The sequence below is a fragment of the Salinifilum ghardaiensis genome, from assembly GCF_054491345.1.
The window spans coordinates 14,087-40,527 of the sequence record NZ_JBSSUR010000002.1 but is presented as its reverse complement, the minus strand read 5'-3'; the positions used below and the strand labels follow the sequence as shown (position 1 = coordinate 40,527).

The following is a 26,441-nucleotide window of genomic DNA, read 5'->3' as shown; positions in this document are numbered from 1 at the left end:
GGTCGTGATCCTGCCCGGTCGTAGCGTCGAACATGAAGCGCCCCGGCCGGATCTCGTTCCGGCCGGGGCGCTCTTCGTTGCGCGCGACGGGCTCAGTGCGTGCGGTACAGCCGCGGGCTGCCTTCCCCGAACGCGCTCTGACCGCGCTCGACGGTCAGCACGCCGGCGTCGGTAAGTCGCTGCACCAGTTTGCGCACGGCTTCGGTCTTCTCGTGCGTGGTGAACAGCTCTTCGCGGCGGAGCGGATGGTTTTGGTCGCGGTCGTCGAGCCACCGCGCCATGCCGTAGGCGGCCCATCCGAGCGTGTGGGGATCGCGGTCGGTCATGCCCTGCAGTGTACATGAACCCTAGGGTAGGAAAATTATCTACATATGGGGTTTGACCAACGTTAGGGTATACCCCTACTGTAGGTACTCGAACATGCCGAGATCGACCAGGAGGACAGCCATGCGCCGCTCCGCACTCCTTGAGCACGTCGCCGACCTCATTCACGGCACCTATGCCGGGCAGCCCGACAGCGACGACGTCGCCCAGGCACTGCTCAATGACCACGACGACCCCTTCGCCGCGTTGGCCCACAACCTGCACAACGCCACCACCGACGGCACCCGCGAGCAGGTCACCGAGCAGTTCCAGAAGCTCGCCCTCGCCCTGAGCGATCCGGAGCTGGACTTCATCGCCGAACGCGCCGAATCGCCGGCCGGCTACCTCGCCTCCCGCGCCGCCAACCTCTGATGCCCCTCTGCGGGCCGAGTCGAAGGGAATCCACCGTGCGCCGCGCTCTCCTCACCACAGCTGCCGCCGGACTCGCCGCGCTGGTGCTCGTCGGCTGCGAACAGCCCCCGCCCGGTAGTGCACCCCAGTTCAGTGCACCCCAGTTCGAGGTGCCCGAGGTCGACGTACCGTCCCCTGCTCCCGCCGAGGGGGAGTCCCCGGTGGTGCCGATCGTGCCCGACACCCCCGGCGTCGCCCCGGAGCCAGCCCCTGGCCGGGTCACCGCCGTCTGCGACGGCACGACGGTGCTCGATTACAAGCCCGAGGACCCGGTGGCCTACCCGGATGCGCAGCGGATCTGCGCCGAACTCGCCGGGTCTCCCCAAGCGGACCCCTTCAGCGATCAGTAGCGCTGACCTGTGCGGGTTGGCCGGGTGTGCGGACTCCGCGCCGCACGCCCTCCTGCCCAGCACGGGCACAGCAGAAAGGGGAACCGCCGTGACCCAGGAAGAACACGAATTCGAGGTCATCCGCCGGCTGCTGGCCGACGAGCACGTCGCCGAGATCGAGGACGTACTCCGCCGCGACGGGTGGGCCTCTTCGGCCATGATCCGCCCGACCGAGGTGTGGCAGCCCCGCGAGGCGTTCGTCGATTTGGTCGACCGGTGGTATCGCCAACTTTCGTCCACCGGCCGACTACCCGGCGGGTGCTCCCGCCGCGACGTGGCCCGCGCCGTCATCGAACGACGTATGCACGTCGACTGCGATACGACCCGCGAACGCTGAAACACAAAAGAACCCCGGCCGCGCCGCCGGTTGGTCGCCTACTGGCGCGGCCCGGGGCCACTCCGCAAAGGAGCGAAACCAGTGTCTCAACTCAGTACCTCCCGCGCCACGACCGTGGCCAGCACCGCCCTCGCCGGCGCCGCCCTGCTCGGCTGGGCCGCCCACGCCGTCCACTTGCACGGCGTCGTCGCCGACGCCCAACGCGACCCGCTCACCGGATGTCTGCGCCGCGACGCGTGGGAACGCCGCGCGGACACCGTCCTGCGGCGGCACGGCCGCCGTGCCGCGATCGTGCTCGTCGACCTCGACGGGCTCAAGGCCACCAACGACACCCGCGGGCACGCCTCCGGCGATGCGCTCATCCGCGCGATGGGCACCACGCTGCGCCGGGTGTTCCCGCACAGCCCGGTCGGCCGGCTCGGCGGCGACGAGTTCGTCGTCGCCGTCGCCGGCGGAGTTCCCTCCGACGCGGTCGCACGCGCCGAGGAATTCGAGGACTGGAGCACGGAGCTGGAACGCCGGTCCGGCGCGGCGTTCTCCATGGGCATCGCACACCGGCATGCCCGCAGCACCACCGCCGAGTCCACCCGGTCTGCGCTGATGCACCAGGCGGACCTCGCGATGTATCGCGCGAAGAACGTCCACCGCGTGCCGTGGCTGTCGTACAGCTACCTCGATGGCAATCCGGTGCCTGTCGGCAGTCCGATCGTCCGCGTCCGCGACGCAGCCTGACCCCCGCCGAGAGCAGGACATCCGATGGGGTCGGTCCCGCGCAGGTTCCGCGCTGCGCGGGGCGGTGCCCACCGGAACGGTCGGTGGGCGGCCCGAGACGGGGCTGCAATGCGACTCGCCGGTCCCGTCTCGGGCCTACTCCTCAATGGAAAGGGAGCACGCGCAATGCTACGCGGATCATCCTCGCTGCTGACAGGGTTCACGGTCGCGCGCACCTTGGCCTCGCTGAGGTTCGTGGCGACCTGTGCGGGATGGTTTGGCGGGGTTTCCTGCCTCTCCTTGTGCGCGGAGAGGTCGCGCCGCCAGCCGGAAGCAAGATAGGCAAAAACCGTGTGGTTTTTGCTGGCCTCGCTGCCGGTGGGCGTGCGAGGATCAGCGGCCGCGAGGGCGCGGCCGCTGGGGCGGCTGGGGGTTGTGCAGGGAGGTCTGCGTGGGTCAGCGCGAGGGCGGTGCCGGTGCGGGCGAGGGGGCAGTGTCGCGTGCGTCGTCGGAGCAGGATGCTGCCTCGGCCGCGGGGTCGCGGGCTCGTCGGTCGCGGACGCGTGGCTGGGATGATGCGGGTCCGCGTACGCGGCGGGTGGGGGTGTATTTCAGCGAGGCGGAGCATGCTGATGTGCTCGCGGCCGCGGAGCGGATGGGGATGCGGCCGGGGGCGCTGATCGGCGAGCTTGCGGTGCGCTACGCCCGTGGCGTGTTGGATCCGCCGCCGGCGGACATGCGTGCGGTGGTGGCGGAGGTGATGGCGCAGCGGCCGTATCTCACCCGTGTGGGCACGCTGCTGAACCAGATCGCGAAGCACGCGAACGCGCAGGGCGAGTTGCCGGCGGATGCGGGTGAGCAGTTGGCGGTGGTGCGGCGGCTGGTGGAGACGTTGTCCGAGCAGGTGGACGCGCAGGAGTCGCAGGCGGTGGCGCGGCAGAAGGCGAGCCGCACGTGATTGATCGGGTGTATCGCGGCTGGGATCCGCGCGGGCTGGTGCAGTATCTGTTCAGCGAAGGCAAGTACAACGAACATCACCAGCCGCGGCTGGTGGCCAGCTGGGACGGGCAGCCGCAGCAGTGGCAACCGGTCCGCACCGGCGAGGGCGAGTTCGAGTTCGACTTGGAACCGCTGGCGCGCGTGTTGCAGGCGCCGGCGGTGGCGGCGGGGTTGCCGTTGTCGACGCCGCGGGCGGACGAGCCGGCGCACCGGCGCTACTTCCGCACCGATCCGACCACCGGGGCGAGCTCGCTGCGGGCTGGCTACGTCTACCACGTGACCCTGCGCAACGACGATGCCGATCGCGTGCTCAGTGATGCGGAGTGGGGCCACATTGCCACGGAGGTGATGCACCGGGCGGGTATCGCCCGTCGTGATGATCCGGGTGGTCCGCGGTGGGTGGCGGTGCGCCACGACGAGACGGGTATTCACATCCAGGCCACGCTGGTGCGGCAGGACACGGGTCGGCGGGTGCACCCGCCCCGGGGGGATTTCGCACGGCTGCGCGCGGCGTGTGAGCAGATGGAGCAGCGGTACGGGCTGACCTCGACCGCGCCGGCGGATCGCACGGCCGCGCCGGGCACGGGCCGGTCCGAACGGGAGAAGGCCGCTCGGCGTGGTGCGCATCCGGCGCGGGTGCAGCTGCGGGCCGCCGCCCGGCAAGCCGCCGCCACGAGCACGACCTTCGCCGAGTTCCGCACCGTCCTGGAAGGACAGGGCTATCTGGTGGCCGAGCGGCTGCTGCCCAGTGGCGATCGGGCCGGCTACACCCTCGCCCGGCCCGGCGACGTCACCGCCGACGGTGCGCCGGTGCGCTACGCCGGCCGCTCGCTGGCCGCGGACCTGTCGCTGCCGAAACTCGAGCAGCGCTGGGCCCAGGCCCGGGTGGGAGCACGGTCGGATCTGGCGGCGGTGCCGCGTGGCAGTGAGGCGTGGCTGCGGCAGACCACTCAGGCGGTGTTGCGGGCTCGGCAGGACTTGGCTCACGACCCTGCGCAGGCACCGGGGATGGCGCACGCGGCCGGGGAGGTGCTGGCCGCGTTGGATCAGCGCCAGGGCATGCTCCTCGGCGGGGCCGGGGCGCGGTGGGACCGGGCGGCCCGCACCCCGCAGGCGGCGGTGCCGCCGGCGGCTCGTGCGGCAGGCGAGCTGCGGTCTCTGGCCCGCGGACTCAGCGCCGCTGGGGGCAGCACGCCGGCCGCGCTGGTCGAGTTGGCCGCGGCGTTGACCGCGCTGGGACTGCAGATCGCCGCGGTGCAGCAGCAGGCGGGGCGAGCGCATCAAGCCCGGCCGGCGCGACAGGCTGCTCAACTGGTCTCCCGGCAGGTCTCGCAGCCTGCGGCGGAACCGGCACCGGCCGCGCCGAGCACCCCCGTGCCCGCGGCGCCGGCACGGCCGATGGGCCCGCAGTCGGCGCCGAGCCCGGCGGGACCGGGTGGGCAGTGGCTCCAGCAGCCCACCGCGGCACGCCCGCGCCCACCTCGGCGCACATCCGGCGGGTCCGGGCCGGTCCGGCCGCCGCGACATTGGCTGGGACCAGAACAAGGGCCACAACGCGGACGCTGAGACAACGAGCAATGCCGGTGGACTTGCCGGTGCGGGGACCCATCCCGCGTGCGCGGGGTCGAGCGCGCGTCGGCCCGGGCCGGGACCTACGACGAGAGCTGGGCCCTGGCGTGCGCCCGCTGAGTACGGCGGGGCCGGTATGTTCCTCATTCGCGTCGCCCTGCCTCGACCTCGAGGGGCTGGGGGGCGTCCTGGGCGCTCTTCGCGTCGCCTCTCGGGACGGGTTTGGCGGCCAGTCCCAGCCACAGGTGCAGCCGGTCCTCGGAGCGCTGGGGGATCGCTGTCGCCGCCAACCACACCACCGCTGCCAGCACGGCGCAGACGATCACCGTCGCCCGGTCGAACGCAGTGCTGAGGTACACCAAGGTGGTCCCTCCCCCCATGCTTACTGCCCACATGGGCGCTCCACTGGTGCCACGGCTCGTCGTGCCTGCCCCGACCTCGTCAGGCTGCTCGGGCACACGGTCTCCCTTCTCGAATCCACTGGTCACTGGGCCCTGCAGGGCCTCGGATTCGAGTCTGCGACCGCCTGAGGAGTAGTTGAGCAAATCAGCTCAAACGTGCATAGATTTTGCATAGCTCGGCCATACACGGGACCCGAGGGGGAACCTGGACTCGGTGAGTCAGTCTGCGGCAAAAAGGGGAAACCTGCGGTCACTAGTGGCAGGTTGAGGGATCATGGGTCAGGACGGGGCAACCTGTAACCTGATCATGCTGTAGTCCCAAAAGCACGAAAGCGGCGAACTATGCCTCTGGCGATCACCATGCCCCCCACCCGTGACCTCCCACCGGGAGATCGACGCGAGTTCGTGAAGCTGATGCATCGCTGGTACAGCGTTGCCGGGCGTCCCACCCTTCGTGAGCTCGCCGCCGCGATCCGCGCGGATCACGATCACGAGGGCACGGCCAGTGAGGAGACGATCCGTCGCATCCTCAAAGGACTGACTGTGCCCCGCTGGCCCACTGTCAAGGCAGTCCTCGAGGAACTCTGCCGGCGCAACGGGCAGTCGCTCAACGACCCGAATAATCCGCGCGATCCCTTGGGGCCGACGTGTCTGCAGGTACTTCACCCTGTCTGGGACGCAGCGTTCGTCGAAGCCAACTCCCCCTCGGAGCCCCCTAGGGAATTCAGCGATGAACCTCCCTTCTGAAGCTCCACGCGCATAGCCACCCGAGCGCACGCTGCCGAGGGGGCGCCTGACTGCGTGCGCCGTGGCGGTTACCAGGGCCAGACCCAACCGGAGGCGGTCCAGATACACCAGGCGATCCCGGCGTACCACCCGGCGATCCAGATCGAGCCGGGCAGGCCGGTGAACTCATGCAGCTGCCCGGCATCCTCGGTCTCGCTGATGGGCAGGCCGTGCCACCGTGCCCGCCCCAACACCGTGACGCCGGGAAGTTCGCCGAGTAGGAGCAGCCACATGAGGGTGTAGGCGCTCCAGGTGTGCAGCCACAGCGGTCCCCACCACACCAGGGCCGCGCAGATGGCGCCGACTCCGGTGACCACGGAGAAGGTGAGCACATCGCGGGTCACCATCAGCACGAGCACCGTGACGGCGACACCGCAGGCCAGCACCGCTGTCGCGAAACCCCCGGTCAGCAACTTCGCGATCCCGAGGCCGGCTAAGGAGGGGGCGATATACCCAGCGAGAGCGCTCGTGATCGCAGAGAACCGTGTCGGCTTCCATCCGAACGTGGTTCCGGCCTCGTGCGAGGTGATCTCGATGCAGTGCACCCCGCCGCCAGTGACCAGATTGGCCGCTGCATGCCCGGATTCGTGAACGATGGTGCTGATGATGTTCCAGCCTCGCGCGAGCGTGAGGAACGCTGCGAGCACCGCTGTGCCGACGATGACCCACCAGCCCGGTTGCGGGGCCACGGCAGTGACCGCGTGGGCAATCCGCTCGGCGGTCGGGTTCTCACCCTCCATGTCGATCTCTTCCCCCAGGAATAGCCGTATAGCTGCCAACGGCAGCCCCGGCATTCTCAACGTGGAACGGCAAACGTGATCAAGTTTGCCAGTCCGGACAGAAGATGATCACGAGACGCCTGGAAACGCCACAGCACGATGAGCGGCGAGCCCACAGCCGCCACAGCCTCGCGCAAGTAGCGCGCCCGTGCGGGCGAGGGAGGGTGAACAGTTGGCGGGGCCCTCTCCGCGCCCGCGGGGCCGCCGAGTCGGTTGCGGGCGCACGGACGTCTGGGCGCAGGCTTCCTCGTCGGGCACGGCCAGCGTTGCGGCAGAGCCGGCACCGGCCGCGCCGAGCACCCCGTGCCCGCGGCGCCGGTCCGACCGGTGGGCCCGCAGTCGGCGCCGAGCCCGGCGGGGCCGGGTGGGCAGTGGCTGCAGCAGGCACCGCCAGCGACGGCACGGCCCCGCCCACCGTGGCGCGCACCCGGCGACGCCGGGGCGGGCCCGAACAGGGCCACAGCGCGGACGGTGAGATGTGGCCTGCCGTGAGTGAGTTGCCGCCTTAGCAGTGCACCACGGGCAGGCGATCCCAGCGGGTGGTCGAGACGGGCCAGAGGCGGTGCTGGCGCTGGGCCCACGCCGGTGGGCGACGTAGTCCCGCGCGGCCAAACCCGATGGTGACGCTGGTGCCGCTGTAGCGGGTGGTGAGCGTATCCAGCGCTGCTGACAAGCGGTCGTCGACCTCCACGGAGGAGGTCAGACCGTCCAGTGGGCGGGTCGCGTCTTCGGGGGTGGTGAGGTCGGCGGCGAGCACGGTCACCCGCCGGTAGTGATACCTCGGTCGCCACGCTTGCCGGGCCAGCTTGGCCGCGGTTGCAGCCAGCGGGCGGGTGGCCGCGGTCGGTGCCGGCAGCGTCTGCGTCGCTTGCACGGAGGTCCGGGGTCCGGGGGCGAAGGCGCCGGTGGCCAGCTGCACCGTCAGGACCGGGGTGACGCGGTCGTGCCGGCGCAGGCGCCGCGCTACCCGCTCGGCGAAGACGGCGGCGACCTCAGCGACCTCGGCGCGGCTGGTCACGGCCTGGCCGAGGTGGCGCGAATGCACGATCTGCTGCCGCGGCGGCGGATCGTGCTCCAGCGGAATGCAGGCAGTGCCGCGCAGTTCGCGGATCGTGCGCTCGACCTCTACCGACCACCGCCGGCGGGCCCAGCCGGGGTCGGTGCGGGCGAGCTCGGCGGCTGTGTGGATGCCGCACGGGGCCAGCCGCTGGGCCATGCGTTCGGCGATGCCCCACACCTCGGTCACCGGGATGGCCTCCAGTAGGTCCTGCCACTGCTCGGGTTCGTCCCACTCGCACACACCGCCGAGATCGGAATTGCGTTTGGCCTGCTCGGTGGCCACATGCGCCAGGGTGCGGGTCGGTGCGATCCCGATGGAGACGGGCAGATCCAGCCACCGGTCGACCTGGTCGCGTAGTTGTCGGGCCAGCGCGGCGGCGCGGTCACGCGGTAGGGCGAGGTAGCACTCGTCGATGGAGTAGGGCTGGATCCAGGGGGTGTAGCGCTCTACGATGGCGAGCAAGCGACTCGACAGGTCGCCGTAGAGCTCGAAGTTGGCCGAGCGTGCCACCACCTCGCGCATCCACGGATCGCGGGCCACCTGAAACCACGGCTGGCCCATGGCGATGCCCAGTGCTTTGGCCTCGCGGCTGCGCGCGATGACGCAGCCGTCGTTGTTGGACAACACCACCACCGGTCGGCCCCTGAGCCAGGGTTGCAGCACCTGCTCGCACGAGGCGTACATCGCGTCGACATCCACCAGGGCATACACCTGACCTCGAGACATGACCGATCGTCCTCAGCGCACGTGGTGGATCACGGTGGTGACCACGCCCCAGATGCGGACGCCGTCCTCGCCAACGGCGATATCCGGGTGATCTGCCGCATCTGCCTGCAGCATCGGCGGATCGACCCTCAAGCGTTTGAGCGTGAACTCCCCCTCGACGACCGCGACGACGATGCTGCCGTCACCGGCGCGCAGCGAGCGGTCCACGAGCACCTCATCCCCGTCAGCGATGCCGGCCTCGTGCATCGACCAGCCCGACACGCGCAGGACGAACGTCGAGGCGGGACGCGGCATGAGCTGGGCATTGAGATCCAGACTGCCCTGATGATCCTCAGCCGGGGAGGGGAAGCCGGCGGGTACCACCGGCGGGCCGCTGACCTCGATAGCACGCACTCCCATCATACCCCGATTAGAACACTAGTTTGATACCTGTGCGAGCTGGCGACCCGGTGGGACGCGGCACGCCGCGCGGAGGCAGATCACACTCGGCTGGTGGGCCGGGCGCACTCGATCATCGGTACCGGACTGGTGCGCCGGCGCGGTGTGCTGGTCGGCGAGGTGATCGCATGTCTGCTCGCACGACCGACCGCAGCGACCACTCCGCCGAGATCCGACTCGTGGCCCGGGCACTGGCTGAGGAGCAGGGTCGGTTCGCCGAACCCGTCACCGACGTGCGGCACTGGCTGGCCACGCATGAGCACCGCGGCAGCGGGGCGTTGCTGGTGGTCTGGGACCGCACCGATGCGGCCATCGTGGAATACGCCCGCGAGGACGTGGAGGTGTGCGTCGCCGCGAGCCGGCTCGACTGGGCCCGCCGGTGGTTCCGTGACAACGCCCGTCGAAAGAACATCCCCGGTCAGCAGTCCCGCTCGACCGGCTGACACAGGGGTCATGCACAGTCCCTGCCCTTGCGGGGTCACGTTCCCCAGCGTTCGTGTGCGGCCTGGCGGCTCAGGCCGGCGGCGGCGCCGATGGCGGTCCAGGAGGCGCCGGCCGCCCGGGCGGCCGCCACGGCCGCGTCGAGCTCGACGCGGGTGTCGGCGAGTCGTTCCGCGAGATTGTGCACGGCCAGTTCGGGCACCGCGGCGTGCAGGTGCTGCTGCCACTCGTCCTGCGCGGCGGTCTCGACGCGGTCCGGTGGCATGATCCTGCCCTCGCCCCACTGCTCGCGCGGGTAGTCCGAGCCGGTCCAGCCGCAGGAACAACCGGCGCGCCAGCCGCGGTAGGCCCGGTGGTCGGGGGCGGTGTAGGTGGCGGTCAGCGTGCCGTCGGCGAGCACGGTGTGCGCCACACCCTCGTGCGCGGTGGCTGGCGCGTAGCCGGTGACCGGGGTCCACCCCATGGCGTTCCTCCTCTGTCAAGGTTTCCTGACACGCAGCGTGTCAGGAAACCTTGACAGCAGCAAGGGACCGGGCGTCTGGAAACGATCAATTGCAGACACCCGGTGATGACGTCGGTGAACCCCGGAACATATGCGTCGAAAATCCGTGTCGAAAATCAATGACTGGAAAACCATCGGTGTGGTAGTTTTCGACGCATGTTGATCGGCTACGCCCGCGTCTCCACCGATGAGCAAAACCCGCAGGCGCAACTCGACGCGCTCATGCGCGCCGGCGTGGCCGACGAGCACCTCTACGTCGACCACACCTCGGGAGCGAAGTCCTCGCGCCCGCAGTGGGACCTGGTCTGCCAGGTGCTGCGTGAAGGCGACACGCTGGTGTGCACCCGGCTCGATCGCGTCGGTCGCTCCACGGCGCATCTGGTGTCCCTGCTTGATGAGTTTGGCCAGCGCGGGGTGAACTTCCGATTCCTCGAGCAAGGCATCGACACCACCACCGCCGAAGGCCGCATGGTCTACCGGATGCTCGCCGCCGTCGCCGAGTTCCAGCGCGACCTGACCGTCGCCAACACCCGCGAAGGGTTGGCCGCCGCACGCGCTCGCGGCCGTACGGGCGGGCGCAAGCCCAAACTCAGCGCTGCGCAGGTCACCGACGCGCAGGAGAAGTACGACTCGCGCGCGTGGACCGTGCAGCAAATCGCCGACCTGTACGGCGTGCCGCGCACCACCGTCTACAACCACCTGACAACGGGCGGCACGAGGGAGAAGCAGTGACCGCCTGCCCCGGACTGGGGCGAGGTCGACGCGCTCGTCGCGCGCGGGGAGCTGCTTGCCCAAGCCCGCGCCACGCGTCGAACAGACCTGACCAGGAACGGACGGGTGTCACTCCTCGAGCAGCGGCATCTCCGGGTAGAGGTCGGCGAGGATGCACCCGACGGTCCCCTGCGGGCTCGTGGTTTCGGGGATGAGGCGTTCCTCGGGCCAGCCGAGCAGGTCCCGCGGGCAGTACCAGCCGGCCATGTCCTCGGCGCCGAACTCGGCCGCCTGCGGCCGCGCGGCGTGCCGGCGCAGCGTCTCCTCCCATGACACGTCGACGTAGAACGCCGCGGTGACCCCGCGGTGTGCTGCGGCGAGACGCTCGAGCATCGGCGCGTAGCGCTGCCGGTGCAGGATGCCCTCGAGCACGACGTCGTAACCGCGGTCGAGGCAGTAGGTCACGGTCTGCTCGATGAGTCCGTACTGCGGCCCGTCGGCGGTGTCACGGGCTTTCAAAACCTTGCGGCGCAGGTAGTCCTGTTCGACCACCGCCAGCCGGCGGCCCAACCGCTCCCGCAGTACCCAGGCTGTGCTCGACTTCCCTGAAGCTGAGTTTCCGCGCAGCACGATCAACCGCGTCTGCTCGCCACCCGTCACGGCTCGCACCCTAGCTGTGCTGTCTCGTGAGGTTGGTGCCAGCCCGCGCGGGTGATCAGTCGTCGCGCGAAGGCTGATCGGGTCGTGGTGGCAGCTGGTCGGTGTCGCCGACGAGCCAGCGCAGGAAGCCGAGCACGTGGGCGTTCATGTCGGAGCCGACTTCGGTGACGGCCGCCTTCGCGCGGTTGTGGAGGTCGGGGTCTGGCCGGTAGATGACCGCCGGATTCCGGTGCTTGCTCGGCATGAAAACACCTTCTCATGGTGGCTATCCACCTGTAAACTGAACGGTGGATAGCCACCATTATCAGGGAGGATTCATGTCCGGCAGCGGAGTCGAGTCGGGGGTGTTGCGTCCGCCGTTCATGTACTTCGGCGGCAAGCAGACGTTGGCCGGCACGATCGCGGCGTTGTTGCCGGAGCACACGCACTATGTCGAGCCGTTCTCCGGATCGCTGGCGGTGCTGCTGGCCAAGTCCCCGACCCGGCTGGAGACCGTGAACGACCTCGACGGCGACCTGATGCTGTTCTGGCGGGTGCTGCGCGACCGCCCCGGGGAGCTGGCGCGGGTGTGCACGTTGACGCCGCACTCGCGCACCGAACGTGACCTCGCCCGGCAGCGCCCGGACGGGCTGGACGAGCTGGAGCGCGCCCGGCGGGTGTGGGTGTGCCTGACCCAGGGGCGCACCGGAACGCTGCGCAACACCGGCTGGCGGTTCGACTCCGCCGACCACGTCTCGACATCCATGCCGGGCCGGTTGTCGGGCTACGTCGCGCGGATGGAGGCCGTCGCCGAGCGGATCTCGGCGGTCAGCCTGGAATGCCGCCCCGCACTGGAGGTCATCGCCGCCTACGGGCGCAAGCGCCGGACGTTGCTCTACGTCGATCCGCCCTACCTCGGTTCGGTCCGGGAGCGGAACTACCGCCACGAGATGCGCGACGACGCCGAGCACCGCGAGCTGGCCACCGCACTGCACGAGTGCATGGCCACCGTCGTGGTCTCCGGCTATGCCTCCGAACTCTACGACCGCGAGCTCTTCGCCGACTGGTACCGCCACGAACTCCCGGCCGCGACCAGCCAGGGCGGCACCTGGGGAGAACGCACCGAGGTCCTGTGGTCCAACCGCCCGCTGAAAACCCCCGCCACCGAGGCGGCCGACGACCTGTTCACCGTCTCGGAGTTTCGTAACACCGACCCCGCGAATCCGGCCGTGTGTAACGAAACTCGGTGTGCGGCGGCGGACTGCGGGAAGGTCATGGTCCAGCCCACGACCGGGCGGCGGCGGACCTACTGCTCACCCGCCTGCCGAGTCCGCGCGCACCGCCGCACCCGCGCGGCCAGCTGAGGCTATCGGTACAGGTCTGCGGCCAGGAGTCGCCAGGCGGTGCGTAGCAACGCCAGCCGTTGGGACAGCAGTGGACCGTCGGGCAGGGCGGTTACGCTCGCAGCACGACATCGACGCGTTCTTCGCCGCGACCTCCCCTCGGTAGCTCACCGTTGGTTTTTCGGCGCGTGCTACCGGAACCTCAGGATCCGTTGATCACGCACCGGTGCAAACTCCACGACTTTGCTTCGGCGGTAGAGGGCCAGCTGGCATGATCGGCTCCATGGCGATGCAGAGTTCGGCGAGCGTGATTGCCCAGCAGCACCTCAATGCGCTGAAGAAGGTGGACGACAGCGAGCTGACCGTTGATCAGCGTATCCAGATCGGCATGCTCGCTGCTCAGGTTGAACTTTCCGACCGTCTGCGAGGGATCGAGAAGACGCTCGACTCGTGGGACACCAGCAGCGGGCTGTGAGAAGCGGGCCACGCCACCGCCGTTCGGCGGAGGATCCTGTACCGCCGCTACAACCCCCTGATACCGGGGTCGTAAGGGTCCGCGCAGTCGCCGGGGCGTGGCACTATGCCGATATTGTGACGAGATGTCCCCGGTGACCTGCCCGTCAGGTGCCGGGCGACACGGAGGAACGGACAGGCACATGGGGGATCCGTCCGGACCGCAGTTGTCGTCGACTCTGCTCTGCGGGGACTATCTGCAAGTGAGCGCGCCACGTTCGGCGGTGTCCGGGCACGGCGCCGATGCGGGCTTCGCGCGCATCGAGCACATCGAGCATCTTCCCGAAGAGCAGGTCGATACGGTGCTTGACCGCCATCTCCCGCTCAAGGCGCCGGCTCCGATCGTGTGGTGCCACGGGTTACCCGGTCCGGTGGTCCTGCGCGGTGGGGACGTGCAGGTCCTCGATGTCGTCAGTCCCCGCCGCGTCGCGCACGACACGCACCACCCCTGGTGGCCGCCCGCGGGCGAGACCCCCTTGCTGCGGGGAGCTCGTCCGGCCGGGGACACCCCGGGCGTGTTCCGTCGCGAGCACAACCGCACCGCCGACGCGTTCACCTGGCCCGAGCCGTCAACGCGGGACCGGGTGGACCGACGGCCCACGAGCTTTCCCAAACCGGCCTCTGCCCTGCTCGTCGGCGACTACCTCGGCGTGCACCCGCACCGGTGGCCCGAGACCGACCGCGACGTCGACGAGGGGTTTTCCCGGATCGAACATCTGCGTCTGCTGCCTGCCGAGCAGGCCGCCGCGGTTTTCGCCGAGGCGAGCTGGCACACCGACATCGTCGTGGTCAGCGTGTCAGGGATCAGCGGCGTGTTACTGCTCCGCGAGAGCGAGGAGGTGGCCGTGCTTGCGTTCGTCAACCCGGAACGGGCCGCGTGGGAACGCCGCGAGCTTGCGGCGCCCGTACCGCTGCTTCAGGTGCGCGGCAGCCACGAACCCACCGAGGAGGATCTGCGCAGTGCCGAGCAGGTCGATGCCGCCCGCCGCCCCGACGTCGACGAGACCGAGCTGTATCCCAGCCGGTTCCCCGATGCGTTCACCCGGCGCATGGCGCTGGAATCGGTCGAGGGGTTCCGCTCCGTACCGCTGGCAGCGCTGCCCTGGCCGCACGGCCAGTCCGACTGCCCCCTCGAAGACCTCGCCGAGCAGTACCAGGATCGCGTACCCGATGTGCACGGCGCGCATGCCACCGCGTGCCTGTCCCGGCAAGGCCAGCAGATCCGCACGACGTGTGCGTATCACCAGGCCGACTGGCCTCGCCTGGTGCGCATGCTGGAAGAGTCCCTGGCGGAGAACACCGGCGAGTCCTTGCGGAGGCGGGTGAAGACCCATCGCGAGTTCGAGCACCTCTCGCCCAGCGAGCAGAAATGGCTCGACTCCCTCGTCTATGACCCGATCAGCTGGGACGACGGCAGCGATGCGCTGGGCAACGGGCAGCACCGGCTCTGTGCCCTGCGCTTCGCCGGCGTGACCCGCTGCCCCATCCAGGGCCAGTACCTACCCGAGACCGAATACGGCCCGGAGCGGCCTGTCGAGGCCGACGCCCGCGCCGAGATCACCGCCAGCTGGCGCCGGCTGGCCGCCGAGAACGGTTGGCCCGTCTGGCTAGCCAGCCTGGCCCGATTCCTCCCGCCCTCCTGGCGCGCCTGGGTGCTCGAGACCCACCCCCCTCGCCGCCTGCGGCGCCTGAACTGACGTCTCTGCTTCAGCGCTGCGACGACCTCGTGAGCTCGGGTGCGTACTGGTTCGTTCCCCTGTCGGGGCATAGCACCATACGCTCGCGCCACCGGCGGTGACCGCTACTTGCGGCACTGAACCAGACGGTCGTTCGGGGCCAGGCGTCCCCTGCCCACGTTTGTCACTGTGACAAACTGCGGCTATGGCGACACCGTCCTCCGAGGATCCACTGCCGAGCCGGGACCAGCTACAACGCTGGATCAGCGAGCTGGTCGAAGCTGTCGAGCAGGAGCAGGTCGACACCGCCGAGCTCGTCGACGTGCTGGGCCAGCTGCGGCGCCTCGGCCGCGACGCCGGGTGGCTCGCCGACGTTCTGCTGCTGTTGTCCCGCGAACAGGGCGCGACTCTGCCCGCGCTGGCCACAGCGTGGTCGCGCACCGGGCAGAGCACCTACGTGCACGCTCCGGCCACGCGGCTGGCCAAGCTCTCCGAGGGCTACGGCTCGACCGCGGGCGTGCTGGCCGCGTACCAGGACCTGCCCGCCGACGCGTCCGGCGACGAGACCTCATGCGGGTAGGGGATCACCGTCGTCGAGTTGGGCTTTCAGGAAGCTGCCGACCCCTCACAACGCTGGTCGACCGTGTTGGCACCGCCGAGGACGCCCTGGAGCTCCTCCTGCGTCTGCCCACTCCCGACAGCGACACGACGTGACCGCCTGCCCGTGCTGAGCGGGCTCGGTGGGTACGATCACGCGGCGGTGCGAACTTGGGGGTGGAGATGCGTTTTGAGGCGTTAGCCCAGCTCGTGGACCGGCAGGCCGACCTCGGCACCGGGTGGGTGCCGCTGCAGCAGGTGGCGCACCTGCTGGGCTGGTCGCCGCAGCAGCAACGCAGCCAGCTCTCGACGCTGCAGCACGTACTGGAAGCGCATCCGTGGTATCTCGCGTTGACGCAGGCGAGCACCGGACCGGTGGTGCACGTCGAGGACCTGCGTGCTCGGGCCCGGCAGCTGACCCACGGCTACCGCGCAGGACTCGCCTGACAGGACTCTTGGGAATGCGGGCGCCGTTCACGCGCCCGGCAGGAGCCACGCACCGCGGAGGCGTGGCGTCACGCGAGTAGGTGGATCACCAGCGCAGATACTCCCGCTGGCGGCCTCGGCGCTGCATGCTGATCAGCATGATCGGACCTCGATCCCGGCACCGCCGAGACGGCGACAGCACCCAGCAGGCGACCATCCTGCAGTTCGCCCCGCGGCCGACTCAGGTCGTCGACGTTGATCTCCTTCGGCTCCACGATCCCGACGACCCGGAGGTCACCGGGTGGGCAGCACGGTGGTCATTGCACGGTTCGACCAGCAGCAGCGAGGACCACGACGAAGACCTGGCCGAGCTGATCCGCGCGATCCTCGACGACCTCGCCCCGTTGTCCGAGTTCTTCACGGTGACGCTGGCCTGGCAGCTCGGCGGCACCGCCCCCGAGGGACACACCGTCGCCGAGGCCATCGCCGAGGCCGGCATCACCTTGCCCACGAGCATGCCCCAGCCCGACACCTGACCCTCACCGAGCGCGGCACACAAACGCGCCGGCGACGCCTCAACACCGGGCCGCTGAGATTGGCTGTGCGCGCCTGGTGTGATCGTCCGCGACCGATCCGGCCGTGAACCGAAAACCGCCACACTTCCGCCTGATTCCCCCTGAGACGCGAACGACCAGCGCACAGCGCTGGTTTCGTGGGGCGACGTGGCCTCCCGAGCGGCCGCTGAGAAGGCGCGGGGACTCAGAATTGCAGCGGCAGGCCGCCGTCGAGCGGCACGAGCGTGTCGGCAGCTCCGGGATCGAGGTTCTGGCAGCGCGTGCAGGTCACCTTCGCACGCACCGCCTGGGCCTCCCCGGTCAACGCCAGCGTGGCCGTAGGCTGATGACAGGCCGGCGCCGGCAGGTGCAGTCCTGCGATCCACGCGCGGAACTCCACGGCGTGCACAGCCCGGCCCCGGCCGGGCTGTTGCAGATTGCGGTGCTTGAACCGGGCGCACTCCCGCTCGGACAACGCCCGCAGCATCAGACTGGTCGGATCGTGATGACGGTCGATCTCGGCCATGACCGGCAGTATGACCACACCACCGTCCCCGCGGGGAGATCGCGAGGCCAAAAAACCCCTGGACAGAGCAGCACGAGGCGCAGGTGATCGGAGGGACCACGACGTTGCGCCGCCGACCGCTGCGCGCGCGATCATGATGGGATGAGCAGCAAGCGCGAGCGCCCGCCGATGTTCGACCGGGTCCGCGACGACGTGCGCCGGGCGATGTCCGGCCACCGCGCGGGACAGGCCCGGCAGGAGCGGCTGGAGCACCGCCCACCGGCGGAGACGGTCATCGACCCCGCACCGTCCTCGGAGATCAACCGGAAGTCGACATGAAAACGCCCCGACAGGGAGGACCTCCCTGTCGGGGCGAGCACGGTTCAGGCGGGCTCCCACGGGCGCCGCTGCGGTGCTGTCACGTCCAGCGGTTCTGCGGCGAGCAGTCGGATCGCTAACGAACGCACCTCGCAAGCCCACGAGGCGAACACCTCCTCGGGAGAGGTGTCGTATCCGGCGACGGCTCCGCCCAACCACGTACGAAGCCGGCTCGGGCGGCCCATGATGATCCGTCCGATGGTGCTCCGGTCCTGCTCATCCGCCCCGGCGGCCACGTGGAACGCGATCGCGGGGAAGTCCATCGCGTCGATCCGAGCGGGACTCTCCGTCGTCTCGCCGGCCGCCCACCGTCCTGCCCCTTCGATGTGCTGCGCCAGCTGGAACAGCCGCTGGCGCGTGTTCTCGGGGATATCGGGCTCGTCCGGGGCGGGCTCGCGCGGTCCGCATTCGTTGTCGCGGGCGCTGCTGTACACGACCATGCCGGCGAGCTCGACGAGTCGGGCCAGGTTGACGCGGTGTTCTGCTTCTCCGAACAAGACTGTCCTTTCAGGGTGAGGGTGCGGGATTCGAAAGCGCCGAAAGCAGGCGGTTCACAGCAGTAGCCAGCCGCCGCCGAGGTAGAGGCACCAGCCGGTCAGGGCCAGCCAGCCGAGCACCCAGACCGGCCAGGGGATGCCGGTTTTGCGTTGCATCGTGGAGGCATCGCCCACGTCCGTCGTGCCGCGCCACCAGTTGCTCACCAGCGTGACCACGCTGGTCACTCCGGAGCACAGCAGCAGCCACGTGATCACGTGCGCGACCAGCACGTAGGCCAGGGGCACGTCGACCCACAGCAGCAGCGCCACGCCGGCGAGCGTGCCGAGCACGGTGATCCAGGTGAGCAGTCCGCGGGCGAACGGTGCTGCCGCTGCGGCCACTACGCCGAGCACGGTGACCACGGCGGCCGCCTGCCCCTGCCGCAGCAAGTGCGCCGCGGCAAGGCCGACCAGAGCTTCTGCCGGATAGCCGGCGAGGGTGGTGAGCACGCTGCGGACGCCCACGAAGGTAGTGGACTTCGTCTCACCCCCATCCGGTGCGGAAATCTCCAACCGGTGCACTTTCCCGCTGGTCAGCAACGCCAGCGTTGCATGTCCCATCTCGTGCACGAGCGTGCCAACCGCATTGGCGTGATACAGCGTCGAATTCAGCCGCGCTACTGGGGAAATGGCAACTGCCGGCGCGGTGGCGATGGCCAGCCCCAGCAGGCCGGTGAGCACGACGAGCCACCACGGGGCGGCGGGCGCGGTGGCGCTGATCCGGTGGGCCAGCTCCTCGGCCATGCCGTCCTTCCTCTCGGGGATAGGGGTCGGAGATGATCATGCCGTTCACACGGGCAGTTCGGGGGCGACTTCGGGCAGATCGACCAGGCCGGCCCAGTCGGCGGTGGAGAGCACGAGCAACGTTGCGGTGGCCAGCCAGGCCACCAGCGACAGAACCTTCTCAGCGGGACCGCCACCCTTGATGGCCAGCAGCGACGGCACGCTCACGCCGTACCACCGCTCCCCGGCGATGGAGAGCGGCCAGAACGCCGGCACCCCGTTCTTGGTGAGCGCGTCGCAGCCGAGGTGCATCCCCCAGCCACCACTCACTGCTGCCGCCACGGCCAGCGCGGTCTCGCGTACGAGACCGACGTGCAGCAGCACGGCGAGCACGGCGGCACCAGCGGCGAGTGCGCACACCAGCGTGTGCGTGAGCCCGCGGTGCTTGCCGCCGGCCGCGGCGGTGTCCTCGCGCGTCTTGGTCGCGGTGTAGACGGCGTTCGACGTTCCCGCCACGGCTTTGTGCACCGGTTTTCCGACGATGCCCAGCGCGGTGGTGGCGGTGGAGTTGTGTGCGTCGATGTCGGGCGCCCAGCCGGCGGCCCCGCCGACACCGGCGCAGGCCAGCACAACGAGCGGAGGCGCGCCCGCGAGCACGCCGACCAGGGCGCCAGCAGCGCTCGAGCAGGCGAGGTGGCCATTCTTGTTCACTGCCCACCACCTCCGGCGCACTGCTCGAGCTGGCGCTGCAGCGCGTCGTGCTCGGCCTGGTCGAGGCTCAGCTCGCCGCCGGCTTGCTGGGCCTGCTCGTTCCAGTGGGCGGTGACCAGCACGTAGTCGGCGGCGTAGCCGCACCGCTCCTGCGGCGGCATCCACTTCGCCGGGTCCTGGTCGGACTTCTCGGAGTTCGTGGAGGACTCGGCGACCACGAGGTTGCCGTGGGCGAGGTCGTTGCCGAACTGCTCCCGCAGGCGCTCAGGCCAGGAGTTCGCGCCGGAGCGCCACGCCTCGGCCAGCGGCACCAGGTGGTCCACGTCCACCTCGGAGGCGTCGGTGATCGTCTGCCCGGTGTAGGCGCCGCGCCAGGTGCCGGACTGCACGGTGCAGTGCTCGTTGGTCTCCGCCGGGGTGCTGCTGGTGTGTTTCAGCAGCTCGGCGCGGGTATCGCACCCGTCTCCCTGGCTGGCCCACACGTCGAACTCGTCGCGCTCATAGCCGGACAGGGATCCTTCGGGGCGAACCGGAAGCTCGTCCAGCGCCGCCCGGGCGGCGGACACATCCCCCGACGGGGCGGCGGGCTCGGTGTCGCGGTCGAGGAGCTGGCTGGCCTCCGGCAGCGAACACCCGGCCAGCACCGGGACGGCGGCCAGCGCCGTGGCCACAGCGGTGGTGCGCAGACGCATAGTTGATCTCCTTGATCCGTAAAAGGCCCCGCCACCACGACGGGTGGCGGGGCTGGGACGAAAGGGACAGCGTAGATCGACACGTCCGCGACACCGCGAGGTGCTTCTGCGGTGTCGCGGGAGTTCAGCCGTCTCCGCGGTTCAGCACCCAGGCGCCGGCCCGGCGTCGACGGCCGGTGCCGCCGCAGCGCCAGCACTTGCGCCACACCTGCCCATCGGAGCGGGCGTGTTTGCCGCCGGTGCACCGGTCGCAGGCGCGATACGGCCACACCACGCACGAGACGAGGTAGATCCCGGTCATCGCGGCAGTCAGCAGCAGTAACTCGGGCACGTGCTCTCCCCTCTGTGGACCTGAAAGGCCCCGCCACCAGCGCGGTGGCGGGGCCTGCGTCGATGCTGGTCAGGCGTTACGACCTCGTGGTGATCGCTGGGTGTGCAGCTCGGGCAGATCTCGCTGCCGCATACGCTCGGGTGCGCCGGCGAGTCCGGAACGTTCGCTGCCGGCCTTGTCGGCACGGGCCGTACGCACGACCAGCCCGAGGGCGAGCGCGCCCGCGGTGGCCATGAGCAGGCCGAGCACGCCGGCGACGACGAACAGTGCGGTCATGCCGCGGCCTCCTGCTCCTCCGGGAGCAGGTCGCGCCACGGCTCGTCGCAGATCGGGCACCAGCGCTGCGTGGTAGTCCGCGGGGTGGTAGGCACGCACTCCGGACAGCGCTGCTGCCGCATGCCGTCGACGGCAGCGTCAGTACGGACCCGGACGGCTTCGACGAACTTGGCGAGCATGAATGCTCCTCTCGGAACGACAGTGCCCCGCCACACGGGCAGGTGGCGGGGCACGGAGGGGTTTCCGGTCAGGTTGGGGGACGGGGCTACGAGAACCCGCCCTGGGCGAGCAGGGCGAACATGGAGTTGGTCTGCCCGTCACCGGTGGTGATGCGGTCTTCACGGAGTTGGCGGCGGTGTCGGGTGCGGCCGAGCGCGGCGTGGCAGTAGTAGCACCGGCCCTGGTAGATGCGAACGCGGCTGCCGTCGACGAGGTGGAACGTGCCGCTCCGAGCGCCGCAGGGGCGACCGCCGGTGAGGGTGCCGAGGCAGCGGCCGGAGCCGCATTCGCCGCGGCACCGACACGTCGCACTCATGCCGAGATCTCCGCGCTGTGCAGCCCGAAGCGGAACTCGACCAGCTCGCCGCCGGTGGCGAGGTAGCCGTGCCCGTGCCGGGCCAGGGTGGCCACATCCACCGGCGCGCCCATCGCATGCTGCGTCTGGCGGTGATGCAGCCAGATGCACCCGCCGGTGGACAGGCGCTGCTGCACCGACTCGGGCAGGTAAGCGCGGTAGGTCGACATGGTGGTGGCGAGGACGGCGGCACCGGCGGCGTCGGCCCGGTCGAGCAGCCCATGCAGCGCGTTCTCGTCGTCGACCGCGGCCGGGTTGTCCAGCAGCACCAGCCCATTCGTGGGGGTCGCCAGCGCGTCCAGCGGGTGCGGAACGAGCTCGTGGGCGTGCACGAGGGGCATCCTCGTCTCGGCGTGGCGGGCGAGATGCCGCAGCAGCACGGTTTTGCCGGAGGCCGGCCCGCCGACGATGAGTCCGTGGCGGGCCGAGCCGGGACGGTCACCGAGGTGCAGTTGCGCGGGCTCGCCGCTGGTGGTGGTGCCGATCGGCAGCAGTGTCGGGGAGGTGGCGATGCTCGTGGTCACAGGAGCCTCCTCAAGGGGTGAAGCGAGGGGTGAGCCGGGTGGCTCCCACAGCGCACCGCACGGATAGAGCGGTGCGCTGCGAGGACACCCGGGTTCAGGGCGTGGCGACCGCGACGGCCGAATAGGCACCGTCAGCGTCCCGACGGGCCCAGCCCTTGCTTGCGAGAGCGGCCAGGTGCTTGCGCGCGGACCGGTCGGACAGGTCCAGTGCGCGCCCCGCGGTGGCGGGGGTGTGCTGCGGTTCCTCGGCCAGCAGGTCGAGCACCCGCTGCTCGGCCGCGGTCGGCTCGGCGGCAGCACCGGTGACGGCCGGGGCTGTGTCCTCGCCCGGTGAGGTCGCCACAGCCGCGGGCTGTTGCCCCGGCATGGCCCGACGTTGCGCGGGCGAGAGCAGAGGATCGTCCAACGAGGCTTCCTCGACGCTGGCGGGCTGGCTGCCCGCCGACGACGGTGCAGACCGCGCGGCGCTCGTGCTCGGTTTCGCTCCCGTGTTGCCGGTCGAGGCCGTGGGGTTGGAGGCCACCGACGGCACCGTGGAGCCGTCGTCGGACGCGTCCAACTGGTCCAGGAACGACTGGTTGGCCTCGACCTTCGACTCGGCCTTGGCGAACCGGTCGATGTAGGCCTTGCCGATGCGTTTCTGCACCCGCTGGTCCAGCGTGGCCTTCGGGTAGGCCGCCAGATACGGCTGGAAGTCCGCATCCGCCGGGCAGCGGGCTTGGAACCGGATGTGCGGCCGGCTGCCCTGCAGCGCGTAGCCGAACCCTTTGCCGGGCAGCGACCCGGAGGGCTGGCCCTCGTAGCCGGACACGATCGACGCGTTGCCTTCGCCGTAGCGCAGGATGTACGCGTTCGTGCCGCACATGCCGTCGCGCAACACCGTGGCCAGGTTGGTCTTGCCGAAGGTGTTCATCGTGATGGACTGGCTGCCGCCGAGCAGGCCCATCCCGTTCTTACGCATCCGCCGGTCGACTTCGGCGAGGTCGTCACCGAAGGTGTTGCCGGTTTTCGGGTTCTCGGCGCTGAAGACCTGGTGGCACTCGTCGATGATCACCATGATCGCCGGGCGTTCCGCGGTGTGTTGAAAGCCCAGCTCACCGGCGGCAGCACCTTCGGCTTCGCGCACCTCGCAGGCGGCCCACATGGCCTGCCACAGCTCGACCACGTTGGAGTAGGCGCCCTCGGTGCCGTGCACGCCGCGCATGGGCCAGTCCGCCTCGTTGATCAACGCGGGGCTGGACTTGCCTTCCTGCGGGTCGAGATACCAGATCTCGATGCCGAGCTTGCGCAACCCGGCGGCCACCAGCTCGAGGAACCGCGACTTACCCGAGCCGCGGGTGCCGAGCACGAACCCGTCGTGCATCGAGCCGCGCGGCACCTGCCCGGCGACCAGCTCCTCGGCAGTGAGCTGATCGGAGAGCACGTGGAAGTACTCGTAGCCCATGCCATCCGAGTGCGGGCCGAGCTCGATGAAGACATCGCCGCCGTCGTAGACGATGGTCGGCCCGTCGAAGTCGTTGGAGACCGGGTCGGTGATGATCGTCATCAGCACCGTGGTCTGCAGCGCACCCGGCCGCTGATCCTTGTCGAACTGGATCGACGAGGGGTCGACGTCGAGCGCGTAGCCGATCTCCTCGGCGCAGTTGCGCACGGTCTTGATGGTTTGCTTGCCGCGGTTGAGCTGCAGCTGAAACCGAAACCCGTGCGCGGTGCGCTCGGCCCGCTCGGCAACGGTCGAGCCAGGCAGCAGATCCCGCGTAGCCACATAGCTGCGGTAGTCGGCCACAATGCGCTGCACGAACTGTTGCTCCTCGGTGAGCGACTCGGCCGGGGAGCTGCCCTCGTCAGTGACCGCGGCCGCCGGCTCAGGCACCTCCGGCAGGGGCAGCGGGTGCTCGTACTCGCGCCACCACGGCAGGGCCATGTAGGCCGTGGCCACGATCAACGAGAGCCACATGCCGCCCTGCCCGCCGGTGGGGATCAACGGCATGAGCATCGTCCACACCGACAGCAGCGCCATCGTGGCCGTGATCCGCTCGGCGAACTTCTTCGGCGCGCGCTCGGCAAGCCATTTGCGCCAGGCGAGCATCGACGCGCCCACCGCCGTGGCGGCGAACAGTGCGGACAGGGCGACCGGGTGTCCCGAGCCGAACTCGGCCGCCGCCCACGCGCCGGCACCGAGCGCGGCATACGGCGCCGCGAAGCACCACGGAGCCAGTTGTTTCCGGTTGCGGTACAGCACCGACTTCGCCTCGGCCTTGGTGGTGCGCGCAGCCTGCCGCGCCGTGTCCTTGGCCTGCTGGCGGTACCGCTGTGAGCGCTCGTCCTTGGCGGCCTGGGCGCGGACGTCCTGCCACAGCTGCGTCTCCGAGCGACGCTCGGCCGGTGGCTTCTTCCGCTCCTGCTGCCGCAGCGTGGTCAGCATCGTCTGTGCCAACACGTCGATGCGCTGCTGCCGCTGCTCTTCCTTCTGCTGCTTCTTCTGCTTCCGCGGCGAGGTCGGCTCGGGCTGGGTCTCCTGCTCCGCCGGCGCCGGCGGGTCCTGCGTGGTCGTACTCAACGGGATCGCCTCCTCATGTTCGGATGATTCGCGCCGGTGAGCGGCCCACAGGCACCGCGACGCTCGTTCGCGGTGCCGAGTGCGGCTCACCAGTCGGTGCGGGTCACGCGCCGGTGTAGAAGCCGGTGCGGCTGGAGATGCCGCCGCCCTGGCCGGCAGCGGACAGGGACTCGGAAATCGACCGCTGCTGCGAGAAGAAGCTCGAAGCGGACTTCATCTCGTTCTGGGCGAGGTTCACTTCGTCCTTGGCCGTGTTCAGCGCCTGATCGAGCTGACGCAGCGCGGCCACAGCGTTGGTGAAGGACTCTTGACCACGGTCGAACCGGCCGGTGATGCCCGTGTCGAAGCCCTCACCGGTCAGGCTGGTGCTGCCCTGCTCCTGCTGCGCAGCCTCGGCTTCCATGCCGGCGATGGCCTTCTGAATCCCGGCGATCTGGGTATCCAGCACCGACTGGACGGTGGCCGCGTACTGCGCGGACTCGTCGGACCGCAGCTGCGCGGTTTCCAGGTCGGTGATCTCGACGGAGCTGCTGTTCGGCGTGCTCATCTCGGTACCTCCGGAGTTGTCGGTGGTGTTGGTGGATGGCTGCTGGATCTGGGCCAGGCGCTCGCGGTGCTCCCGCTCGGCCTGAGCCTGCTCGGCCTCGTGCGCCCGCTGGGCTTCCTCGTCAGCCCGGCGGCGCTCGTCCTCTTCTCGCGCCCGACGCCGGTGGAGCTCGGCGACCGAGATCCGGTTCATGGCCGGACTGTCAGGATCGAGCAGGTAGTCCTTCTCAGGATCGGTCTTCTGGTCGGACAGAGCGTCCTCACCGTCCTTCTGCGCTGCGGATTCCTCCTCACCGGACTCGGTGGCCTCGGCATCCCGTTGCCGCCGCTGGGCGTCGAGGACGATCCGCCGTTCCGGAGTTTCGTCCGTGCGGAGCCTGTAGGTGTCGGTGTCGTGCACGACCCCCTCGCTGCCGTCCGGCAGAGTTTCCATCCGGCTGGGCCCGCGGCCGGTTTGGATGTCGCGCCCGCGCGAGTCGGTGCCCTGCCAGGTCAGCGGGTCGGCCGGATCACCGGTGATGTTCGAGGTACCACCGGTGTCGACTTCCACCTCGGTCGAGCCGTCGTCCCGGCGTCGGCGGGAGAACGACAGCACCGTCGCATCCTCACCACCGGCGTCCGTGGGCTCGGCGTCAGCGACGTCGACGTCGCCGCGGCGTTCGTTCTCCCGCCACGCCCGCTTCTCGGCCTTACCTTCGTCGTACTTGTGTTTCGCGTCGGCGGCTTTCTGCGCTGCGGTTTTCAGCGCGTCCCACGAGGAGCCGCCCGCGGCGGCGAGCTTGCCGCCGAGGTACTCACGCCGCCGAGCGCTGCGTTCCAGCTGCTTCTTCTTGCCCTCGGCGATCTCGTCGCCGTGATCACGCAGGTACTCCAGCTTGCCGCGATGCTTGGCTGCGGCCTTCTCCGCAGCCGCTTCGGTGTGCTGCTGCCAGATCCGTCGCAGCCCACCCGGATCCTGGCGGGGCTGCTCACCCCGCTGGCGGCGCCGTTCTTCCTTGGCGCGCCACCGTTCCTGACTGGGCGGGGTCTGGCCGCGTGCCTGGGCGATGCCGTCGGTGGCCGCGGTGCCGGCGGTTTTCACCGTGGCCACGGTCATGATTCCGATCAGCAGGATCGCGGAGAACGGATCCACACCACCCACCTCCTTTCTGCGCTGGGGATTCGTGTGGCGTGCCCGCGCCGGGAGTCGAACCCGACAGCCGCCGACCACGGTGTCGGCGGCACCGGTGGCGGGCTGGCGAAACCGGCCCGGTGGGGTGCGCACCGCCGTCAGGCGATGGCGGTGAGCACCTGCGGGCCGATCCCGCCGACGTGCTGCACAGCCGTGAGCAGCCACGGCGCGAACTCGGCGGAGGCGACCAGGGCGAGCGGGGCGATGAGGAACACACTGAACTTCGCCCAGCGATCGGGTTTCTTGTCCCAGAGGTCCGCGACCGTGCCCAGGATGATCAGGATCAGCAGAATGCTGGCGACGATGCCGGCGCTGCCGCCGATCAACGCGGCCACACCGCCGAGGACCCAGTTGAACAGCGCCGCGGCCGCGGTGGCCACGGTTCCGCCCCACCCGGGGATGGGCCAGAACAGCAGCGACCAGACGCCGAGGACGAAGAACGTGAACGGCAAAAAGAACATCTTGCCGTCGCTCAGCCGTTTGATGCGTTTGCAGAACCACCGGCAGATGAAGAACAAGGCGGCAGCGAGCAGTTGCATGAGG

At 69.9% G+C, this 26,441-nt stretch carries 37 protein-coding genes; 16 read left to right on the top strand and 21 right to left on the bottom strand.

The genetic code is table 11. The features are described 5' to 3' along the window. Window positions 1-92: 92 nt before the first annotated feature. A complete protein-coding gene (locus tag ACVGV0_RS23390; protein WP_459160162.1) occupies window positions 93-326 on the bottom strand; it encodes a hypothetical protein in 234 nt (77 codons plus the stop codon). A gap of 121 nt (window positions 327-447) precedes the next feature. Here ACVGV0_RS23390 and ACVGV0_RS23385 point away from each other — a divergent pair, with 121 nt between their 5' ends. From ACVGV0_RS23385 to ACVGV0_RS23360, 6 genes are all read left to right on the top strand, one after another. Further along, window positions 448-735 carry a hypothetical protein gene (locus ACVGV0_RS23385; protein WP_459160161.1) on the top strand — a complete coding sequence of 96 codons (288 nt, stop codon included), beginning with the start codon at window positions 448-450 and terminating at the stop codon, window positions 733-735. 35 nt (window positions 736-770) lie between these two features. Further along, entirely contained in the window at window positions 771-1,124 is a 354-nt protein-coding gene (locus ACVGV0_RS23380; RefSeq protein WP_459160160.1) for a hypothetical protein, read from the top strand. Window positions 1,125-1,212: 88 nt separating this feature from the next. Next, entirely contained in the window at window positions 1,213-1,500 is a 288-nt protein-coding gene (locus ACVGV0_RS23375; protein WP_459160159.1) for a hypothetical protein, read from the top strand. 81 nt (window positions 1,501-1,581) lie between these two features. Then, window positions 1,582-2,232, top strand: coding sequence for a GGDEF domain-containing protein (locus tag ACVGV0_RS23370; protein WP_459160158.1), 651 nt, complete (start codon window positions 1,582-1,584; stop codon window positions 2,230-2,232). A 583-nt stretch (window positions 2,233-2,815) separates the two neighbouring features. After that, entirely contained in the window at window positions 2,816-3,169 is a 354-nt protein-coding gene (locus tag ACVGV0_RS23365; RefSeq protein WP_459160157.1) for a MobC domain-containing protein, read from the top strand. An 8-nt stretch (window positions 3,170-3,177) separates the two neighbouring features. Continuing rightward, a complete protein-coding gene (locus ACVGV0_RS23360; RefSeq protein WP_459160156.1) occupies window positions 3,178-4,776 on the top strand; it encodes a relaxase/mobilization nuclease domain-containing protein in 1,599 nt (532 codons plus the stop codon). Between the two features lie 146 nt (window positions 4,777-4,922). On the opposite strand, the gene ACVGV0_RS23355 is transcribed toward ACVGV0_RS23360, so the two are convergent. After that, on the bottom strand, window positions 4,923-5,138 hold the full coding sequence (locus ACVGV0_RS23355) for a hypothetical protein (RefSeq protein WP_459160155.1): 216 nt from the start codon (window positions 5,136-5,138) through the stop codon (window positions 4,923-4,925). 447 nt (window positions 5,139-5,585) lie between these two features. Here ACVGV0_RS23355 and ACVGV0_RS23350 point away from each other — a divergent pair, with 447 nt between their 5' ends. Continuing rightward, window positions 5,586-5,927 carry a hypothetical protein gene (locus ACVGV0_RS23350; protein WP_459160154.1) on the top strand — a complete coding sequence of 114 codons (342 nt, stop codon included), beginning with the start codon at window positions 5,586-5,588 and terminating at the stop codon, window positions 5,925-5,927. A gap of 68 nt (window positions 5,928-5,995) precedes the next feature. On the opposite strand, the gene ACVGV0_RS23345 is transcribed toward ACVGV0_RS23350, so the two are convergent. The 3 genes from ACVGV0_RS23345 to ACVGV0_RS23335 all read right to left on the bottom strand — a co-directional run bounded on the left by ACVGV0_RS23345 (window position 5,996) and on the right by ACVGV0_RS23335 (window position 8,933). Continuing rightward, window positions 5,996-6,706, bottom strand: a complete 711-nt coding sequence (locus tag ACVGV0_RS23345) for a M50 family metallopeptidase (protein WP_459160153.1) — start codon at window positions 6,704-6,706, stop codon at window positions 5,996-5,998. Window positions 6,707-7,250: 544 nt separating this feature from the next. Further along, the gene (locus tag ACVGV0_RS23340) at window positions 7,251-8,516 is read right to left on the bottom strand and encodes a Y-family DNA polymerase (protein WP_459160152.1); all 1,266 of its coding nucleotides are present in this window, start codon (window positions 8,514-8,516) and stop codon (window positions 7,251-7,253) included. Between the two features lie 27 nt (window positions 8,517-8,543). Then, on the bottom strand, window positions 8,544-8,933 hold the full coding sequence (locus ACVGV0_RS23335) for a LexA family protein (protein ID WP_459160151.1): 390 nt from the start codon (window positions 8,931-8,933) through the stop codon (window positions 8,544-8,546). A 164-nt stretch (window positions 8,934-9,097) separates the two neighbouring features. Here ACVGV0_RS23335 and ACVGV0_RS23330 point away from each other — a divergent pair, with 164 nt between their 5' ends. After that, on the top strand, window positions 9,098-9,412 hold the full coding sequence (locus ACVGV0_RS23330; RefSeq protein WP_459160150.1) for a hypothetical protein: 315 nt from the start codon (window positions 9,098-9,100) through the stop codon (window positions 9,410-9,412). A gap of 35 nt (window positions 9,413-9,447) precedes the next feature. On the opposite strand, the gene ACVGV0_RS23325 is transcribed toward ACVGV0_RS23330, so the two are convergent. Further along, entirely contained in the window at window positions 9,448-9,873 is a 426-nt protein-coding gene (locus ACVGV0_RS23325) for a hypothetical protein (protein ID WP_459160149.1), read from the bottom strand. Between the two features lie 195 nt (window positions 9,874-10,068). On the opposite strand from ACVGV0_RS23325, the gene ACVGV0_RS23320 reads away from it, so the two are divergent. Then, window positions 10,069-10,644: a recombinase family protein gene (locus tag ACVGV0_RS23320; RefSeq protein ID WP_459160148.1), complete on the top strand. Its 576-nt coding sequence runs from the start codon at window positions 10,069-10,071 to the stop codon at window positions 10,642-10,644. Between the two features lie 108 nt (window positions 10,645-10,752). Here the strand turns inward: ACVGV0_RS23320 and ACVGV0_RS23315 are convergent, their stop codons facing one another. After that, window positions 10,753-11,283 (bottom strand): AAA family ATPase, encoded by a 531-nt coding sequence (locus ACVGV0_RS23315; RefSeq protein WP_459160147.1) that lies wholly within the window; start codon window positions 11,281-11,283, stop codon window positions 10,753-10,755. 55 nt (window positions 11,284-11,338) lie between these two features. Further along, window positions 11,339-11,527: a hypothetical protein gene (locus ACVGV0_RS23310; protein ID WP_459160146.1), complete on the bottom strand. Its 189-nt coding sequence runs from the start codon at window positions 11,525-11,527 to the stop codon at window positions 11,339-11,341. A 73-nt stretch (window positions 11,528-11,600) separates the two neighbouring features. Here ACVGV0_RS23310 and ACVGV0_RS23305 point away from each other — a divergent pair, with 73 nt between their 5' ends. The 6 genes from ACVGV0_RS23305 (at window position 11,601) to ACVGV0_RS23280 (ending at window position 16,353) form a co-directional block, all read left to right on the top strand. Next, a complete protein-coding gene (locus ACVGV0_RS23305; protein ID WP_459160145.1) occupies window positions 11,601-12,626 on the top strand; it encodes a DNA adenine methylase in 1,026 nt (341 codons plus the stop codon). 262 nt (window positions 12,627-12,888) lie between these two features. Continuing rightward, window positions 12,889-13,080 carry a hypothetical protein gene (locus tag ACVGV0_RS23300; RefSeq protein WP_459160144.1) on the top strand — a complete coding sequence of 64 codons (192 nt, stop codon included), beginning with the start codon at window positions 12,889-12,891 and terminating at the stop codon, window positions 13,078-13,080. A gap of 181 nt (window positions 13,081-13,261) precedes the next feature. Then, entirely contained in the window at window positions 13,262-14,815 is a 1,554-nt protein-coding gene (locus ACVGV0_RS23295; protein ID WP_459160143.1) for a hypothetical protein, read from the top strand. Window positions 14,816-14,999: 184 nt separating this feature from the next. Continuing rightward, window positions 15,000-15,374 (top strand): hypothetical protein, encoded by a 375-nt coding sequence (locus tag ACVGV0_RS23290; RefSeq protein ID WP_459160142.1) that lies wholly within the window; start codon window positions 15,000-15,002, stop codon window positions 15,372-15,374. A 200-nt stretch (window positions 15,375-15,574) separates the two neighbouring features. After that, complete coding sequence (locus ACVGV0_RS23285) at window positions 15,575-15,838, top strand: hypothetical protein (protein WP_459160141.1); 264 nt, start codon at window positions 15,575-15,577, stop codon at window positions 15,836-15,838. A 137-nt stretch (window positions 15,839-15,975) separates the two neighbouring features. Further along, window positions 15,976-16,353: a hypothetical protein gene (locus tag ACVGV0_RS23280; protein ID WP_459160140.1), complete on the top strand. Its 378-nt coding sequence runs from the start codon at window positions 15,976-15,978 to the stop codon at window positions 16,351-16,353. A gap of 223 nt (window positions 16,354-16,576) precedes the next feature. On the opposite strand, the gene ACVGV0_RS23275 is transcribed toward ACVGV0_RS23280, so the two are convergent. Next, window positions 16,577-16,897: a hypothetical protein gene (locus ACVGV0_RS23275; RefSeq protein ID WP_459160139.1), complete on the bottom strand. Its 321-nt coding sequence runs from the start codon at window positions 16,895-16,897 to the stop codon at window positions 16,577-16,579. A gap of 141 nt (window positions 16,898-17,038) precedes the next feature. Here ACVGV0_RS23275 and ACVGV0_RS23270 point away from each other — a divergent pair, with 141 nt between their 5' ends. Further along, window positions 17,039-17,215, top strand: a complete 177-nt coding sequence (locus ACVGV0_RS23270) for a hypothetical protein (RefSeq protein ID WP_459160138.1) — start codon at window positions 17,039-17,041, stop codon at window positions 17,213-17,215. A 44-nt stretch (window positions 17,216-17,259) separates the two neighbouring features. On the opposite strand, the gene ACVGV0_RS23265 is transcribed toward ACVGV0_RS23270, so the two are convergent. The 12 genes from ACVGV0_RS23265 to ACVGV0_RS23210 all read right to left on the bottom strand — a co-directional run bounded on the left by ACVGV0_RS23265 (window position 17,260) and on the right by ACVGV0_RS23210 (window position 26,437). After that, on the bottom strand, window positions 17,260-17,751 hold the full coding sequence (locus ACVGV0_RS23265) for a hypothetical protein (RefSeq protein ID WP_459160137.1): 492 nt from the start codon (window positions 17,749-17,751) through the stop codon (window positions 17,260-17,262). Window positions 17,752-17,805: 54 nt separating this feature from the next. Beyond that, a complete protein-coding gene (locus ACVGV0_RS23260; RefSeq protein WP_459160136.1) occupies window positions 17,806-18,534 on the bottom strand; it encodes a M50 family metallopeptidase in 729 nt (242 codons plus the stop codon). 45 nt (window positions 18,535-18,579) lie between these two features. Next, window positions 18,580-19,224: a metal-dependent hydrolase gene (locus ACVGV0_RS23255; RefSeq protein WP_459160135.1), complete on the bottom strand. Its 645-nt coding sequence runs from the start codon at window positions 19,222-19,224 to the stop codon at window positions 18,580-18,582. Further along, window positions 19,221-19,916, bottom strand: a complete 696-nt coding sequence (locus ACVGV0_RS23250; RefSeq protein ID WP_459160134.1) for an HNH endonuclease family protein — start codon at window positions 19,914-19,916, stop codon at window positions 19,221-19,223. The genes ACVGV0_RS23255 and ACVGV0_RS23250 overlap by 4 nt, the downstream gene beginning before the upstream one ends. 124 nt (window positions 19,917-20,040) lie before the next feature. Beyond that, window positions 20,041-20,247, bottom strand: coding sequence for a hypothetical protein (locus tag ACVGV0_RS23245; protein ID WP_459160133.1), 207 nt, complete (start codon window positions 20,245-20,247; stop codon window positions 20,041-20,043). A gap of 69 nt (window positions 20,248-20,316) precedes the next feature. Further along, window positions 20,317-20,523, bottom strand: coding sequence for a hypothetical protein (locus tag ACVGV0_RS23240; protein WP_459160192.1), 207 nt, complete (start codon window positions 20,521-20,523; stop codon window positions 20,317-20,319). Beyond that, window positions 20,520-20,702 (bottom strand): hypothetical protein, encoded by a 183-nt coding sequence (locus tag ACVGV0_RS23235; protein WP_459160191.1) that lies wholly within the window; start codon window positions 20,700-20,702, stop codon window positions 20,520-20,522. The genes ACVGV0_RS23240 and ACVGV0_RS23235 overlap by 4 nt, the downstream gene beginning before the upstream one ends. A gap of 86 nt (window positions 20,703-20,788) precedes the next feature. Beyond that, a complete protein-coding gene (locus ACVGV0_RS23230) occupies window positions 20,789-21,058 on the bottom strand; it encodes a hypothetical protein (RefSeq protein WP_459160190.1) in 270 nt (89 codons plus the stop codon). Then, window positions 21,055-21,621, bottom strand: coding sequence for a P-loop NTPase family protein (locus tag ACVGV0_RS23225; protein WP_459160189.1), 567 nt, complete (start codon window positions 21,619-21,621; stop codon window positions 21,055-21,057). The genes ACVGV0_RS23230 and ACVGV0_RS23225 overlap by 4 nt, the downstream gene beginning before the upstream one ends. 94 nt (window positions 21,622-21,715) lie before the next feature. Beyond that, the gene (locus ACVGV0_RS23220) at window positions 21,716-24,181 is read right to left on the bottom strand and encodes a hypothetical protein (protein WP_459160188.1); all 2,466 of its coding nucleotides are present in this window, start codon (window positions 24,179-24,181) and stop codon (window positions 21,716-21,718) included. Window positions 24,182-24,284: 103 nt separating this feature from the next. After that, the gene (locus ACVGV0_RS23215) at window positions 24,285-25,859 is read right to left on the bottom strand and encodes a hypothetical protein (RefSeq protein ID WP_459160187.1); all 1,575 of its coding nucleotides are present in this window, start codon (window positions 25,857-25,859) and stop codon (window positions 24,285-24,287) included. Window positions 25,860-25,996: 137 nt separating this feature from the next. Then, window positions 25,997-26,437 (bottom strand): hypothetical protein, encoded by a 441-nt coding sequence (locus ACVGV0_RS23210; RefSeq protein WP_459160186.1) that lies wholly within the window; start codon window positions 26,435-26,437, stop codon window positions 25,997-25,999. Between the last annotated feature and the right edge of the window lie 4 nt (window positions 26,438-26,441).